This is a genomic window from Streptomyces sp. NPDC007808 (assembly GCF_042868655.1).
GTDB lineage: Bacteria > Actinomycetota > Actinomycetes > Streptomycetales > Streptomycetaceae > Streptomyces.
Map to the genome: position 1 here is coordinate 27,777 of NZ_JBIAEQ010000009.1, position 14,449 is coordinate 42,225.

At 71.5% G+C, this 14,449-nt stretch carries 12 protein-coding genes; 5 read left to right on the forward strand and 7 right to left on the reverse strand.

Annotated elements, in window-relative coordinates:
- The first annotated feature begins 43 nt into the window (after nucleotides 1-43).
- The 3 genes from ACFYNL_RS31150 to ACFYNL_RS31160 all read left to right on the forward strand — a co-directional run bounded on the left by ACFYNL_RS31150 (nucleotide 44) and on the right by ACFYNL_RS31160 (nucleotide 3,659).
- Nucleotides 44-1,024 carry a glycosyltransferase family 2 protein gene (locus ACFYNL_RS31150; protein ID WP_388809179.1) on the forward strand — a complete coding sequence of 327 codons (981 nt, stop codon included), beginning with the start codon at nucleotides 44-46 and terminating at the stop codon, nucleotides 1,022-1,024.
- Nucleotides 1,024-2,382 (forward strand): polysialyltransferase family glycosyltransferase, encoded by a 1,359-nt coding sequence (locus tag ACFYNL_RS31155; protein ID WP_388809182.1) that lies wholly within the window; start codon nucleotides 1,024-1,026, stop codon nucleotides 2,380-2,382. Before ACFYNL_RS31150 ends, ACFYNL_RS31155 begins: the two co-directional genes overlap by 1 nt.
- 125 nt (nucleotides 2,383-2,507) lie before the next feature.
- Nucleotides 2,508-3,659 (forward strand): acyltransferase family protein, encoded by a 1,152-nt coding sequence (locus ACFYNL_RS31160; RefSeq protein WP_388809185.1) that lies wholly within the window; start codon nucleotides 2,508-2,510, stop codon nucleotides 3,657-3,659.
- Nucleotides 3,660-3,726: 67 nt separating this feature from the next.
- On the opposite strand, the gene ACFYNL_RS31165 is transcribed toward ACFYNL_RS31160, so the two are convergent.
- The 3 genes from ACFYNL_RS31165 to ACFYNL_RS31175 form a co-directional block, all read right to left on the reverse strand.
- Nucleotides 3,727-5,070: a polysialyltransferase family glycosyltransferase gene (locus ACFYNL_RS31165; protein WP_388809187.1), complete on the reverse strand. Its 1,344-nt coding sequence runs from the start codon at nucleotides 5,068-5,070 to the stop codon at nucleotides 3,727-3,729.
- A complete protein-coding gene (locus ACFYNL_RS31170) occupies nucleotides 5,067-6,053 on the reverse strand; it encodes a glycosyltransferase family 2 protein (RefSeq protein ID WP_388809190.1) in 987 nt (328 codons plus the stop codon). The genes ACFYNL_RS31165 and ACFYNL_RS31170 overlap by 4 nt, the downstream gene beginning before the upstream one ends.
- A 103-nt stretch (nucleotides 6,054-6,156) precedes the next feature.
- On the reverse strand, nucleotides 6,157-6,807 hold the full coding sequence (locus ACFYNL_RS31175) for a TetR/AcrR family transcriptional regulator C-terminal domain-containing protein (protein ID WP_388809193.1): 651 nt from the start codon (nucleotides 6,805-6,807) through the stop codon (nucleotides 6,157-6,159).
- Between the two features lie 73 nt (nucleotides 6,808-6,880).
- Here ACFYNL_RS31175 and ACFYNL_RS31180 point away from each other — a divergent pair, with 73 nt between their 5' ends.
- Nucleotides 6,881-8,305, forward strand: coding sequence for an FAD-dependent oxidoreductase (locus ACFYNL_RS31180; protein WP_388809196.1), 1,425 nt, complete (start codon nucleotides 6,881-6,883; stop codon nucleotides 8,303-8,305).
- 123 nt (nucleotides 8,306-8,428) lie between these two features.
- On the opposite strand, the gene ACFYNL_RS31185 is transcribed toward ACFYNL_RS31180, so the two are convergent.
- Nucleotides 8,429-10,009: a methylmalonyl-CoA mutase gene (locus ACFYNL_RS31185; RefSeq protein ID WP_388809199.1), complete on the reverse strand. Its 1,581-nt coding sequence runs from the start codon at nucleotides 10,007-10,009 to the stop codon at nucleotides 8,429-8,431.
- A gap of 148 nt (nucleotides 10,010-10,157) precedes the next feature.
- Between ACFYNL_RS31185 and ACFYNL_RS31190 the strand changes: the two genes are divergently transcribed.
- Nucleotides 10,158-10,973 carry a L,D-transpeptidase family protein gene (locus tag ACFYNL_RS31190; RefSeq protein WP_388809201.1) on the forward strand — a complete coding sequence of 272 codons (816 nt, stop codon included), beginning with the start codon at nucleotides 10,158-10,160 and terminating at the stop codon, nucleotides 10,971-10,973.
- Nucleotides 10,974-11,199: 226 nt separating this feature from the next.
- On the opposite strand, the gene ACFYNL_RS31195 is transcribed toward ACFYNL_RS31190, so the two are convergent.
- From ACFYNL_RS31195 to ACFYNL_RS31205, 3 genes are all read right to left on the reverse strand, one after another.
- The gene (locus ACFYNL_RS31195) at nucleotides 11,200-12,312 is read right to left on the reverse strand and encodes a hypothetical protein (RefSeq protein WP_388809204.1); all 1,113 of its coding nucleotides are present in this window, start codon (nucleotides 12,310-12,312) and stop codon (nucleotides 11,200-11,202) included.
- Complete coding sequence (locus tag ACFYNL_RS31200) at nucleotides 12,312-12,974, reverse strand: RNA polymerase sigma factor (RefSeq protein ID WP_388810084.1); 663 nt, start codon at nucleotides 12,972-12,974, stop codon at nucleotides 12,312-12,314. Before ACFYNL_RS31200 ends, ACFYNL_RS31195 begins: the two co-directional genes overlap by 1 nt.
- Before the next feature lie 380 nt (nucleotides 12,975-13,354).
- On the reverse strand, nucleotides 13,355-14,215 hold the full coding sequence (locus ACFYNL_RS31205; protein ID WP_388809206.1) for a hypothetical protein: 861 nt from the start codon (nucleotides 14,213-14,215) through the stop codon (nucleotides 13,355-13,357).
- Between the last annotated feature and the right edge of the window lie 234 nt (nucleotides 14,216-14,449).

The following is a 14,449-nucleotide window of genomic DNA, read 5'->3' on the forward strand; positions in this document are numbered from 1 at the left end:
CCGGGTAAAGACGGGTGCCGGACCGCCCCCTAACGTCCTTCGCGTGGTCAAGCTCTCCGTCATCGTGCCGTTCTACAACGTGCAGCAATACGCACCGGACACCGTGAAGAGCCTGCGTGCGAACACACGTGAGGACTTCGAGTTCATCCTCGTCGACGACTGCTCGACGGACGCGACCCCGGAGGTGCTCGCGCGCGCGGAACGCGAGCTGCCGGGCGCGGTGGTCGTCAGACACCAGCAGAACGGAGGACTGGCCACCGCCCGCAACACCGGTATCGACAGGGCGCGCGGCGAGTACCTGACGTTCCTGGACGGCGACGACTGGCTCGCCCCCGGCTACTTCCCGCAACTCCTCGCCGCGATCGAGGAACTGGGCTGCGACTTCGTGCGCACCGACCATGTGCAGTGCACCGGGCGGGCGCGCAGCGTCCACCGGGTGCCGCACGGCCGGCGCGGGACGGTGATGGACCCGCGGGAGGCGATCCTGCCCGCCGACCGGTCGACGTCGGTGGACTACGCGTACGCCTGGGCGGGCGTCTACCACCGACGGCTGGTCGACCGCGGGCTGCTGCACTTCACCCACGGGTTGCGCACCGCGGAGGACCGGCCGTGGATCTGGAAACTGCACCGGGAGGCGGAGTCGTTCGCCGCGGTGGGACTTCTGGGTGTCCACTACCGGCGCGGAGTGGCGTCCTCGCTCACTCAGATCGGTGATGTCCGGCAGCTGGATTTCATTCGCGCGTTCGACCAGGTAATCGAGGAAACCGCGCAGGATGGGGAGGCGGACAAGCTGCTGCCGAAAGCGGTGCGCACATATTGCGCCATCATGGCTCACCACCTCGGACAAATCGAGAGGTTCGAACCCGCCGTGGCTCGAAAACTGCGCTCGCTGAGCGCCGCAGCCCTGAAAAGAATGCCGCAGGACGTGCTCGCGGAGGTCATGGACTCGATGGACGCCCAGCGAGCGGCCCGGCTGCGGCGGGTGCGCCGCAGGTCGGTGGGGGCACGGACGGTGGCCGCCTGATGCCGCGCACCACCCAGATCTTCTGTGCCTCGACCCTCTACGGCGCCGCGACCCTCGCCGCCGCCCTGGACGCCGGGCTCTTCGAACCGGCGGACCGCCGGCTGCTGCTGGTCACCAACAACGCGACCAACCCCGAGACCACCCCGTCCGTCGACGCGATGCCCGGCTTCGACCGGCTGCGCTACCGCTTCGACGAGGTGCTCTCCTGGAACGCGACGATCTCCCCGTTCCATCCCGGCGGCTGGTCCCCCCGCGCCGACGACATCCCCCTGTGGGAGCGGTACGTACGGCTGCTGTGGAACCTCGGCGACGACGAGGTTCGCCTCGCGGTCGAGTCCGTCCACGTCAATCCGGCTCTGGCGCTCTGCCGGCTGTTCACCGGCGCTCCCGTCGACGTCTACGCCGACGGCCTGATGAGCTACGGCCCCACGCGCGACAAGATCGACCCGCTGGTCGGCACCCGTGTCGGGCGCCTGCTGCACCTCGACCTCGTCCCCGGCCTCACCCCGCTGCTGCTCACCGAGTTCGGCGTCCCGGCCGTGCCGGTGCCGTCCGAGGCGTTCGTGAAGGTGCTCGGCGAACTCGCCGAGGCGGAGGCCGGGTCGGCCGAGGCCGCCGGTGGCGAGCAGCCGGCGCTGCTGCTCGGCCAGTACCTCTCGGCGCTCGGCATCCTCACCGACGCCGAGGAGGAGGAACTGCATCTGCAGATGGTGCGCGGCGCGGTCGGGCTCGGCCATCGCAGGCTGGTGTTCAAACCGCACCCCGTGGCGCCGGCCCGCTGGTCGCGGCGCCTGGAGGACGAGGCGGCGAGGCTGGGCGCCGAACTGACCGTGCTGGAACGGCCGGTGCCCGCCGAGGTGGCCTTCCAGCGGCTGCGGCCCGCGCTGGTGGCCGGCTGCTTCTCCACCGCGCTGCTGACGGCCGCGAGCCTGTACGGCGTTCCGGTCGCACGGGTCGGCACCGGGGCCCTCCTGGCCCGCCTCGCGCCCTACCAGAACAGCAACCGGGTGCCCCTGACCATCGTCGACGCGCTGCTGCCGGACATCGCGGACGCCGAGGCGGTCGAGGGCTGGACGATGCCGGCGCGTGCACGGGTGGACGAGCTGACCGCGTTGCTGAAGGCGGTCGGCTTCGCCATGCAGCCGAGGATCCACCCGGAGCTGCGCGGCGCGGCCGAGTCCTACCTCTCCCAGCACCTGAACCCGCACACCTGGCGCTACTTCAAGCGCAGGCGCCTGACGTCGCTGGCCCTGCCCGGTGCCGTGCCGGCCCAGCTCTCCTTCATCCCGCGCAACGCCACCGTACGGCGACTGGCGCGGCGGGCAAGGGCGTTGAAGCGGGCGACGGTCAGGAAGTAGCCGCCGGAGGCGTTCATCCCGGTGACATCTTCGGTCCCCCCGTGCGTCAGCCGTCACTCACCTGCCACCCGTCGGGGGGACATAGCGTTCCGTCACTCGACTCCCCCCACGAGAAGGGTCCCAGGATGAGCACGGCTGAACAGGCCACGGCACCGCCGGCACCAGCGGCACTCCGGCTGGAACAGGTCCTGGCCGAGCGGCCTGCCGTACGGCGGCCCCGGGGGGAGAGCCGGCTGCGCGCCTTGGACGGGCTGCGGCTGCTGGCGGCGCTGATGGTGTGCATGTACCACTTCACCGGCAAGAACGGTGAGGTCGCCGCCTCCTGGAACCAGTCCCCCGGCACCGTGTTCCCGACGCTGTCGCAGCTGTCCACCTACGGCAGCCTGGGCGTCCAGTTCTTCTTCGTCATCAGCGGCTTCGTGATCTGCATGAGCAGCTGGGGCCGCAGCCTGGGCGACTTCTTCCGGTCCCGGATATCCCGCCTGTACCCGGCGTACTGGGTGGCCGTCGTCATGGTGACCGGCGCGGCGGTGCTGCTGCCCGTCGTCGTCGCCCCGGTCCGGCCGGACGAGTTCCTGGTCAACCTGACGATGATGCAGCAGCCGCTGGGCGTGGAGCGGGTGCTGGGCGTGTGCTGGACGCTGTGGGTGGAGCTGAAGTTCTACGTGCTCTTCGCGCTGTTCGTGATCTGGAAGGGCGTCACCTACCGTCGCGTGGTCATCTTCTGCATCCTGTGGACGCTGGCCGGTGCCTTCGCCCGGGTCGCCGACAACCCGCTCACCGACGAACTGGTGATGCGCGACCACGCCCCGTTCTTCGTCGGCGGCCTCGCGCTGTACCTGATCCACCGCTTCGGCAGCGACCTGCTGCTCTGGGGGATCGTGGGCATGTCGTTCCTGCTGGGGCAGCGCTACTCGGTCATGGCGCTGTGGCACCCCGCTGAGCAGGGCGACTTCCACCGCTCCCCGTACGTCATCCAGGCCGTCGTCTTCCTCGCCTTCGCCGCCGTCGCGGCGGTGGCGCTGGGCTGGACGCGCTGGGCCGACTGGCGCTGGCTGACGGTGGCGGGGGCGCTCACGTACCCCTTCTACCTGATCCACGAGCACCTGGGCTGGTTCTTCATCCGGGTGCTGCACCGGGGCCTCGGGCTGGACCCGTACACGACACTGGCGCTGTCCGTGGCGAGCCTGCTGTCGCTGGCCTACCTGATGCACCGGTTCGTGGAGAAGCCGTTCGGGCCGAAGCTGAAGAGGGCGTTGCCCGCCGTGCGCTCCTGAAGCCCGAAAGGCAGTGGGGGCGCCCCGTGACCCGGGGGGCGCCCCCACTGCCCTGCACCCGCTTGTTCTACTTGCGAGCCGTCGACCGCAGCTGCCGTACGGCCTTGCGTACCGCCGGATGCCGGCGCAGTGCCTCCGCGCGCACCGGGCTGCCACCGGGCAGGCGCAGGCTGGTCAGGCGACGGCGCTTGAAGTAGCGCTGGTTGCGGTCCAGGTGGGCGGTGAGCCAGGCGGTCACCTCGGCGCGCAGGTCGTGGTGCTTGCGGGACTGCATGCAGTAGCCGACGCTGCGCACCAGCGGCGCCAGTTCCTCGGCCGCGCCGGTGAGTTCGAGCGGTCCGCCGAGCTCGGCCTGCTCCGCGTCGGGCAGGGCCGCGTCGATGATGGTGAGCGGGATGCGGTTGCTGTTCTCGTACGGGGTGATGCGTTCGAGGAGCAGGTCCGTGCCGACGCGGGCGACCGGGATGCCGTAGAAGGCGGCGGCCGTCATCAGCGCGGTGGAGAAGCAGCCGATGACCAGCTTCGGCTTGAGGCCCGCGAAGACGGTCTCGGCGAGCACGGGCTCGTTCAGCACCGTGAGCCGGACGCCGAGTTCGTCCGCGACCGCCTCCAGGGAGTCGTTGAAGACGGCGGGTGCGCTGGGGTGCGGCTTGAACAGGACGTCCCTGTGGCCGGCCCGGGCGGCGGCGCGCAGCATGCGGATGTGCAGCTGCTCCTCCTCGTCCTGGCTGATCAGGTCGATGGCCGAGAGGTACTGGCCGAGAAGGACCGCGGTGGACGGGTTGTCGACCGGGAGGCGCTCGGCGAGGACGCCGGCGCCCGACTCGCCGATCTGCGCGAGGACGTCGACGATCGCGTCGTTCGGGACGGCCTCGGGTGGGACGCCGTACTCGGCGAGGAGCATGGGCGTGAGGCCCGGCACCAGGTCGAGGTGGAGGACGCGCTTGATACGGGTGCTCATGCCGTGCGGGATGCGGTTGCGGGTGGGGCCGTAGCTCATCAGGCCGTCCGCGTACACATGGATCGGGCTGTCCGCGAAGATGTCCGCGACCGCGCGGGAGGGGTTGGCCTGGATGGACTCGCAGGCGATCTCCACGGGTTCGTCGCCCAGGTTCCAGGCGAGGCGTACGGCCTTCTCCCACAGCAGGGTGTCCTGCCCGCGCGGCGACCAGCCGGCCGGGTGGTGCGGGGAGATGAACTCGTTCCAGGAGCGCACCTCGTCGAACTCGGGGCGCAGCTTCTCGAAGCCGGCCATCTTGTCCAGCGGGGTGCCGACCTCGGGGACGGCGGAGGTGTTGCTGACGACGAGGATGCGGCGCACGCCCTCGCGCGGTCCGAACAGGCCGGCGCGGATGGCGGCGGTGACGGTCGCGGCCGCGTACTGCGTGGCCGAGAAGAACAGCTGGATCATGCCGCCACTCCCTTCATGCCGCCCCGTATCCGGCGCAGCATGTACACGCGTTCCTCGCCCATCCCGACGAGGGCCTCCTCCAGTTCGTCCTCCGGCATCCGGCCCAGCGCCTCGGCGGCCAGCTGCTTGAGCCGGGCGGCGATGCTGCGCTCGAACCGGCCGCGGCTGAGCAGTTGGTGGGCGATGACGACGCAGTAGTTGCGCAGCGCCTTCTTGCGCAGCCTGTCCGCCTCGGGGTCGTCGGCGAGCTCGGCGAGGACGAGGTCGAAGGAGCGGAAGAAGTCCAGCTGGCGCACATCGCCGATCTGGGTCAGCGAACTGGCCACGCCCCGGCGGTAGAAGACCCCGCGCAGGCTGGCCACGGCGTAGGACTCGGCCCTGCGGTGCAGGTCCCAGATCCAGGGGCGGTCCTCGGCGGTCTTGAGACCGTCGTGGAAGCGCAGCATCCCCCTGTCGAGGAGGCGGCGATGGTAGACGCCCGCCCAGGCGTAGGGGTAGTCGACCATGGTCGTGTCGTCCACGGGGAGGATCGAGGTGCGTGGGTCGAGCGGGGTGTGCCGGCGGCCCTCGGGCGCCCGGTGGACGGTGCGTTCGACGCCTGTCACCTGGACGTGGTCGGTCCGTACGAAGTCGACGTCGAACCGCTCGACGGCGTCCACCAGATCCGCGAGATAGCCCGGCGCCAGCCAGTCGTCCCCGTCGAGGAACGTGAGGTAGCGGCCCTCGGAGGCGTCGATCCCGGTGTTGCGCGCGGTGGCCAGTCCGCCGTTGTGCTCGTGTCGGATCACCCGGCTGTTCCTGAGTCTCTTCGTCAGCGTCAGCAGCGCTTCGTACGTCTTGTCCTTGGTGGACCGGTCCTCGACGAAGATGAACTCGAAGTCGTCCCGTTCGTTGTTGACCAGGCTGGTCACGGTCTCGGGTACGTACGACTCGATGTTGTAGCAGGGAACGATCACGGACAGTGTCGGGGGGCGGTTGGTCACGCGTACACCTGGGCTCTCTCCGGGGGGATCCCTGCGACCGTAGGAGACCTTCGGCGCCGGACACCGACTCCCCGCCGACCACCGGGTGAACGAAAGGTAACGGTCAGCTGATCCCGTACCGCGCCCCGATCCCGGCGATCACCACCGCCAGGCCTTCCTCGAAGTGCGTGTCGTAGTCGGTGAAGATCTCCGCGCCGGCCTGGGCCGACAACGGGAAGTCGGCCATCGACCGGGCCCGTTCCGCAAGGTCGTACCCCTCCCTGCGCTCCCCCGCCACCGGCTCCACACCCTGCTCCTCGGTGACGAAACCCAGCGTGTAGAGGTACGTCGTCGAGATCGCCCGGACCGCCTGGGCGAGGGTGAGGCCGGCGGCCGTGAACAGGCGCAGGTTGTCCTCCATCTGCTCCGCGTGGTCGGTACCGGTGAAGCGGGAGCCGCTGAACACCTTCGCGCCGTCGCGGTAGCCGAGCAGCGCCGCGCGCAGTGCCCGGTTGGACCGGAGCAGGCGTTCCCGCCAGGTGTCCGCGGGGTCCAGGGGGGTCGCGGCGACCATCCGGCGGTACATCTCGGTCGCCATCTCGTCGAGCAGCGCCTGTTTGTCCTTGAAGTGCCAGTACAGGGCCGGCGCCTTGACGTCCAGCTCCTTGGCGATGGCACGCAGGGTCAGGCCGTCCAGTCCGACCTCGTTCAGGAGCCTGAGGGCGGTGTCGGCGACGCGGTGGCGGTCGAGGGGTGCTCGGCGTGGTGCGGTCACGCTTGACAGCTTAACGACGTTAAGGGCACGCTCATGGCCAACGGGGCTTAACAACGTTAAGGGGGATTGCCCGATGCATCCAGGTAAGGACATCGACGTGCTGATCGTCGGCGCCGGCCCTACCGGTCTCGCCCTCGGCATCGACCTGGCCCGGCGCGGAGTGGACGCGCTGCTCGTGGAGCGGGCCGACGGGCTGTTCCCCGGCTCACGCGGCAAGGGCATCCAGCCGCGCACGATGGAGGTCTTCGACGACCTGGGCGTGCTCGACGCGATCCGCGCGGCGGGCGGCGGCTATCCGGTCGGGATGATCTGGCAGGACGGCCAACGGATGGGCGAGCACCGGATGTTCGACCCGGCCGAGGCGACGGAGGACTCCCCGTACACGGAGCCGTGGATGGTGCCGCAGTGGCGGACACAGGAGGTGCTGCTCGGGCGGCTGGAGGAGTTGGGCGGGAAGGTCGCCTTCGGCCGGGAAGCGGTCGGGATCACGCAGGACGAGGACGCGGTGACGGTCCGCTTCACGGACGGCGGGAGCGTCCGGGCCCGCTACGTCGTCGCCGCCGACGGAGGCCGCTCTGCGGTACGGCGGTCCGTCGGCATCGGCATGACCGGGGAGACCGTCGATGCCCACCCGATCCTGGTCGCGGACGCGAGGATCACCGGCCTGGACCGCGACCACTGGCACCTCTTCCCACCGCGCACGCAGGGCGAGGGGTTCCTGGCCGTCTGCCCCCTCCCGGGTACGGAGGACTTCCAGGTCGTGGCCCAGTTCGCGCAGGGGGCGTCCGTGGACGTCTCCCTGGAGGGCGTACGCGAGGTCGTCGCCGCGCGCTCGCACCTGGCGCCGCAGGACGTGACCGAAGTGGGGTGGGCCTCGGACTTCCGGCCGCGTGCGGCGCTCGCGGACCGGTTCCGGGACGGACGGGTGTTCCTCGCGGGGGACGCCGCGCACGTGCACTCACCGGCCGGCGGGCAGGGGCTGAACACGAGCGTGCAGGACGCCTACAACCTGGGGTGGAAGCTGGGGGCGGTGCTGCGGGACGGGGCGGACGCCGCGCTGTTGGACACGTACGAGGAGGAGCGGCGGGCCGTCGCCGCGGACATGCTGGGGCTGTCGACGAACGTGCATCGCGGGGAGGTCCGGCGCGGGGCGGCGACGCGTCAATTGGGGCTCGGCTACCGGGAGTCGAGCCTCACGGCGGAGACGCGGGCGGCGCCGGGCGCGGTACGGGCCGGCGACCGGGCGCCGGACGGGACGCTGGGCGGTGAACGGATCTTCGACGCGTTCCGGGGGCCGCACTGGACCCTGCTGGCCGTCGGCACGGCCGCCGCACCGCAGGCGCTCGCCGCGCGCACACTGCGGGGCGCCTCGCACGAGACGTACGGCACCGGGATCTTCCTGGTCCGCCCGGACGGCTACGTCGGCTGGGCCGGCGACCGGGCGGCCGGGCTCACCGAGTACCTGGCCCGCTTCGGGCTTCGCCGGTCGCCTGCGTAGAGGAGAGTGTCGACGGCGAGGTCGTCGGTGACGCCGACGGATTCGGGGAGGGGGACGGTGTGGCCTCACCCGTAGCGGGCGGGGTCCTTCGCCCCGATCACCGATTCGACGGAGTCGGCCGGCTCAGAAGGCGTCCGACGGCACGTACGTTCCCCAGACCTCCCGCAGCGCGTCGCACACCTCCCCCACCGTCGCCCGCGCCCGCAGCGCCTCCTTCATCGGGTACAGCACGTTGTCCTCCCCCTCCGCCGCCTTCTTCAGGGCGTCGAGGGCCGAGTCGACCGCCTCCTGGTCCCGCTCGGCCCGCAGCCTCGCCAGCCGCTCCGCCTGCTGCGCCTCGATGGCGGGGTCCACACGGAGCGGCTCGTACGGCTCCTCCGCGTCGAGCTGGAAGCGGTTGACGCCGACGACGACCCGCTCGCCGCAGTCCGTCTCCTGGGCGATCCGGTAGGCGCTGCGCTCGATCTCGTCCTTCTGGAAGCCGTGCTCGATGGCCGCCACCGCGCCGCCGAGTTCCTCGACCCGCCGCATCAGGTCGACCGCCGCGGACTCCACGTCGTCGGTCATCCTCTCGATGGCGTACGAGCCCGCGAACGGGTCGACCGTCGCCGTGACGTCCGTCTCGTACGCCAGGACCTGCTGGGTGCGCAGGGCGAGGCGGGCGCTCTTGTCGGTCGGCAGCGCGATCGCCTCGTCGAAGGAGTTGGTGTGCAGGGACTGCGTACCGCCGAGGACCGCCGCGAGGCCCTGGACGGCGACGCGCACCAGGTTCACCTCGGGCTGCTGGGCGGTCAGCTGCACCCCGGCCGTCTGGGTGTGGAAGCGCAGCATCAGCGACTTGGGGTTCTTCGCGCCGAACTCCTCCCGCATCACCCTGGCCCAGATGCGGCGGGCGGCACGGAACTTGGCGACCTCCTCCAGGATCGTCGTACGGGCGACGAAGAAGAACGACAGCCGGGGCGCGAAGTCGTCCACGTCCATGCCGGCCGCCACCGCCGTACGGACGTACTCGATGCCGTCGGCGAGGGTGAAGGCGATCTCCTGCGCGGGTGACGCCCCGGCCTCGGCCATGTGGTAGCCGGAGATCGAGATCGTGTTCCACTTCGGGATCTCGGCCCCGCAGTACTTGAAGATGTCGGCGATCAGCCGCAGCGACGGCTTCGGCGGGAAGATGTACGTCCCGCGCGCGATGTACTCCTTCAGCACGTCGTTCTGGATCGTGCCGGTGAGCTGGTGCGCCGCGACCCCCTGCTCCTCCGCGACCAGTTGGTACAGCAGGAGCAGCAGCGCGGCCGGGGCGTTGATCGTCATCGACGTCGACACCCTGTCCAGCGGGATCCCGCCGAACAGCACCCGCATGTCCTCGATCGAGTCGATGGCCACGCCCACCTTGCCGACCTCGCCGTGCGCGATCGGCGCGTCGGAGTCGTGGCCCATCTGGGTGGGCAGGTCGAAGGCGACCGACAGTCCGGTCGTGCCGTGGGCGATCAGCTGCCGGTAGCGGGCGTTGGACTCCGTCGCCGTACCGAAGCCCGCGTACTGGCGCATCGTCCAGGGGCGCCCGGTGTACATCGTGGGGTACACGCCCCGGGTGAAGGGGTACGCGCCCGGCTCGCCCAGCTTCTCGGCCGCGTCCCAGCCGGTCAGCGTGTCCGGCCCGTAGACCGGCTCGATGGGCAGTCCGGACTCCGACTCGCGCGCCATGGTGTTCCTCCGTGTCGCCGTTCACCGCTGTGTCCCACCATGCCCCGTAGTTCGCAACCGGTCACCCGCGGGGAACATCTCAGGTGACATCAGGGCGGTCGGGGGCGGCCGCGGTGAGACGCCGGGGGTCGGGATGCGTACCAGGGGCATGGGGAGATCGACGGCCGTACTCGCCGCGGGTGCCGCGCTCGTGGCGCTGTGCGGCTGCACCGTGCAGGGACAGGACGGGGAGCGGCGGTCGCCGGTGCGCATAGAGCTGCCGGACGGCACCCCCTCGCCCAGGTCGGCCCCGCCCGACGACAGACCCGTCGCTCCGGACCGGCCCGCGGCACCGGCCGTGCTGTGGTCGCGGGGCGACGAGGGCCGTGACATACGGGAGCTCCAGGCCCGGCTGCGGCAGATCGCCTGGCTCTTCGACGGGCCGACCGGGACCTACGACGACCTGACCGAACAGGCGGTCAGGGGCTTCCAGGGCAAGCGGGGACTGCCGAGGACGGGGAGGACGGACGAGGTCACCTGGCGTCAGCTGCTGAAGATGACCCGCGAACCCGGCAAGTGGGACCTGTATCTGATGGGCGGCCAGCCGGCCGACGCGCCGGACGCACGGTGCCTGACCGGCCGGGTGCTCTGCGTCAGCAAGACGAGCCGGACGCTGCGCTGGATGATCGACGGACGGACGGTCCTGACCGTGCCGGTGCGGTTCGGGTCGCAGTACACACCGACACGGGAAGGCGTGTTCAGCGTCTATTGGAAGTCCCGGCACCATGTGTCGACGCTCTATGACTCACCGATGCCGTACGCGATGTTCTTCAGCGGTGGCCAAGCGGTGCACTACTCGTCCGACTTCGCGGCGACGGGCTACGCCGGCGCCTCGCACGGCTGCGTCAACGTACGGGACGAGCGGGCGATCGCGGAGATGTTCGCCCAGGTGAGGACCGGCGACAAGGTGGTCGTCCACTGGTGAGGCCGGACGCGGATGTGGGGCGCGGGCGGGACCGGGGGAACGTGTCCCGCCCGCGCCGATGCACGAGCCGCAGGTACGGGGGGAACCCCGGCTCTGTGCGACGGCCGATGACCAGTCGGCTCACTCAGTTCAGCGCCACCGGGGCCGAAAGTGTCACTGCTGGCGCGAGAAAATTTGAAGAGTCGACATAACCGCAGGTCAGCGGCTTGCGGGCGGGCCGCTCCGGCTATCGGAGCGCGCCGGGCGACGCATTCGCCGGCACGGGCACCAGCGCGGCGAGGCGATCCGGTACCGGCGCGGTCACGACGGTCGGGGCGTGGGCGGCGCCGAGCGTGCGGTGATCCTGCCGGCTGCCCTGGCCGTCGCGGCCGGGGTTGCCCTCACGGCCGTGATCGGAGTGGCCGGCACCGTGCGAGCCGCCGGGGCGGTTGCCGTGGTGGCCCTTGCCGCCACGGTCGCCGGAGTCGTCCTCGTCCTGACTCCTGCCCCGGTCCTTGTCCCTGTCCTGGTCGCGCTCCTTGTCCCGGTGCGCTCCGGTGCCCCCGACGGCGAGGTCGAGGACCTTCTTGCAGTACTTAGGCACACGCAGGGAGCCGCCGGCCGCACCCTCCAGGTCACGGCGGCGGTCGAGGGAGAGCTGTTTGCCGTCACGCATGTCACGGCAGGACGAGGCGAGGTCCTGCCACCGGCCGTCGGACGACCTGTCGTCCTCGCCGGCACCGTCTCCGTCGCCGCTGGGACCACCGGGTGCCGTGTCCCGGTTGCCGCCGGAGCCCGTGGGGCCCGGCGAGGCGCCCCCGACCGCGCCGCCGTCGCGCTCGGTGCTCCGCGGCCGCGGTGAGACGAGCGTCCGTTCCTGCGGAGCCGGTGCCGAGACCGTGGCGGCCGGGCGAGCCGGTTCCTCCTCGCCGAACGGCGTCGGCAGGACTCCGGTTCCGGCCGCGACCGCGACCCCGCCGACCATGCCGACGGCCAGTGCGGCGGCGAGGGCGAGGCGCAGGGGACGGCCCCAGCGGGGGCGGCGGGTGGCCGGGGCGGACCGGCCGATCCGGACGAGCCCGCCGTCGAGGGCGTGCGAGGCGTCCGATGCGGAGCGGTGGCCGACCGGCATGGCAACGTCGTCATGACCCGCGCGCGCCGCGCGGAACGCCGCCAACGCGGCGGCCTCTCCGGGCAGTTCCGTGCTGCTCAGCGGGGGTTCGACGGTCAGCGACTCAAGGGTCTTGGCGAGGCGTTCGGCCTGGTCGCGATCGGCCGCGTCCAGAGCTTCGAGTGACTCTCCGCGCAGCAAACGCTCCGCAGTTTCGCGGTCCAGCCACCTGTACTGCTCGTCGGCCATCACACATCCTTCTGCGTCCGCGAACGCGTCTGCGTCACACTCGCGGACGTCACCGCGCGGCCGCGCGGTTCTCGCTGGGGAGGCAGGGCGTCGAGCACCCCGGTCGATTCCGGATCGTCGCCGAGCAGCTCGGCGAGCCGCTTCAGGCCACGGTGCGCGGCCGTCCGTACGGCACCCGGCCGCTTGCCGAGCGTCTCCGCGGCCGTCTTGGCGTCGAGCCCCACGACCACGCGCAGGACGACGGCTTCGGCCTGGTCCTGCGGCAACCGGGCGATGAGGGAGAGGGTGCCGTCGGTGGCCAGGGCCTCCATGGCCTCTCCCGCGGTGTCGGACTCGGCCGCCTTCCCGGTCAGCTCCGTCTCGTCGCCGCCGATCGCGGGGCGGCGGCCGCGCATGCGTATGTGGTCCAGGGCGCGGTTGCGGGCTATTCGGGCGGCCCAGCCGCGGAAGCGGTCCGCGTCCCCGCTGAAGCGCTCCAGGTCGCGCGCTATCTGCAGCCATGCCTCCGACGCGACGTCCTCGGCGTCGGGATCGCCGACCAGCGTCCGTACGTACCCGAGCAGCCGCGGGTGCACGGAGCGGTACACAGTCCGGAACGCGGTCTCGTCCCCGTCCTGTGCCGCAAGCACCGCGGCGGTCAGCTCCGCGTCGTCCCCCAGCACTGGATACCTCAAGTTGATGGTCGCGGTATGAAGACCGCAGGTCGTTGCGGTGGTCTTACACCCTCCGCGTCCGGCGCGAAAGGCACGTTACGGCCTGAAAGCGCTGCTCGTCCATGTCCGTACAACATGCAACTACCCGAGAAACCAGGAATGTGTCCCCCTGGGTGTGACAGAAAACGCAGTCACGGCGCTGTAGAGAGTACGGGCCGCCGCGCGGCCCGTGCCGCGCGACGGCCGGGGCCTCTCCTGTGGGGGGTGGCGGCCCCGGCCGTCGCCTCGGCGCCGGGGCGACCGCGGCGAGCATGACCGCGCCGAGCGATGACCGCAGTGGACGACTGCGACTGCGACAGGTAACCCGGACCAGGGCGTGGGCCTTGGAGTCAGCCCTTCCTCTCCGAATTCTGCTGAGAGTTCTGCTGCGAGCCCCCTTCGGAACTCTGCTCCGAGCTGTTCTCGGGATTCTGCCCCGCGTCCCCGCCGGAGGGGTTCTCCGGGCTCTTCTGGACACCCTCGCCCGGCGCCTGCCCGTCCCCGCGGTCCTGCTCGCCCCCGCGGTCCTGCCCGTTCTGGGCCGTCCCGCTCCCGTCGGGCGCCTTGCTGGGCCCGGTCTTCGCGGCCGCGAGCTGCTCGGCGCAGTACGCCTTCACCTTGTCGGCGCCGCCCGCCGCGCTGACGAGCCGCTCCCAGGCCGCCGCGTCCAGGGCGTTCCCGCGCTCCTCGACCTCGCTGTAGGCGCGGCACTTGGCCTCGGTGTCCTGAGCGGTGGAGGGGTGACCCGGCTTCCCGGCGTCGGACGCCCCGGCGGAATGCCCGGCGGCAGGGCGGTCGGGTGCGCCGGACGACGAGGCGGCCCGGCCCCTGTCGCCGGCGGAGGTGTCGGGCGCGTCGGCCGAACCGATCGCGGCGACGGCCACTCCGCCCAGTGTGAGGCTCACGGCGAACAGGGAGAGCAGGGTCTTCACCGAGCGCGCGAGACGCCGTTGCTCACGGGGCCGCCAGTCGTCCCGGCGCCGGGTGCGGGCCTGGGACGACGCCCCCGCCGCCCGGGCGGCCCGGAACGCGGCCACCGCGCGCTGCTCGCCCTCGGCGTCCGGGCGGTGCCCGCGCAGCACGGCGGCGGCGAGCAGCGCCTCCAGCTCGGCCTCGTCCAGCGCCAGGGCCGCACCGGGGCCGAAGACCCTGCCGTCCGGGTGCACACGCCGACGGCCGGTGGACCCACCGCCGCTCTGCTGTTCACCCATGTCCGTTCCCGTTCCTGTCCGACCTTGCCCGATGTGCCCCTGGGGGCGTTGCGCGGTTCCCGGGCCTTGCATGCCCGAAGAAGCACACGTGACCTGTGTGACTCGTGTGACCACCGTGGCTCACGAGTCCCCGGAGCCCTGTACGTCACCGAGGCCCCGTACGACTCAGCGTTCACTCCGCTCGCTTCAGCGAAGCGCCGCTGCGCCGCTCCGGCCGCCGCCGTCATCCACACT

Coding starts and splice junctions, on each gene's coding strand:
- ACFYNL_RS31155 (WP_388809182.1), top strand. CDS start 1,024: ATGCCGCGCACCACCCAGATCTTCTGTGCCTCGACCCTCTACGGCGCC.
- ACFYNL_RS31160 (WP_388809185.1), top strand. CDS start 2,508: ATGAGCACGGCTGAACAGGCCACGGCACCGCCGGCACCAGCGGCACTC.
- ACFYNL_RS31165 (WP_388809187.1), bottom strand. CDS start 5,070: ATGATCCAGCTGTTCTTCTCGGCCACGCAGTACGCGGCCGCGACCGTC.
- ACFYNL_RS31180 (WP_388809196.1), top strand. CDS start 6,881: ATGCATCCAGGTAAGGACATCGACGTGCTGATCGTCGGCGCCGGCCCT.
- ACFYNL_RS31185 (WP_388809199.1), bottom strand. CDS start 10,009: ATGGCGCGCGAGTCGGAGTCCGGACTGCCCATCGAGCCGGTCTACGGG.
- ACFYNL_RS31190 (WP_388809201.1), top strand. CDS start 10,158: ATGGGGAGATCGACGGCCGTACTCGCCGCGGGTGCCGCGCTCGTGGCG.
- ACFYNL_RS31195 (WP_388809204.1), bottom strand. CDS start 12,312: ATGGCCGACGAGCAGTACAGGTGGCTGGACCGCGAAACTGCGGAGCGT.
- ACFYNL_RS31205 (WP_388809206.1), bottom strand. CDS start 14,215: ATGGGTGAACAGCAGAGCGGCGGTGGGTCCACCGGCCGTCGGCGTGTG.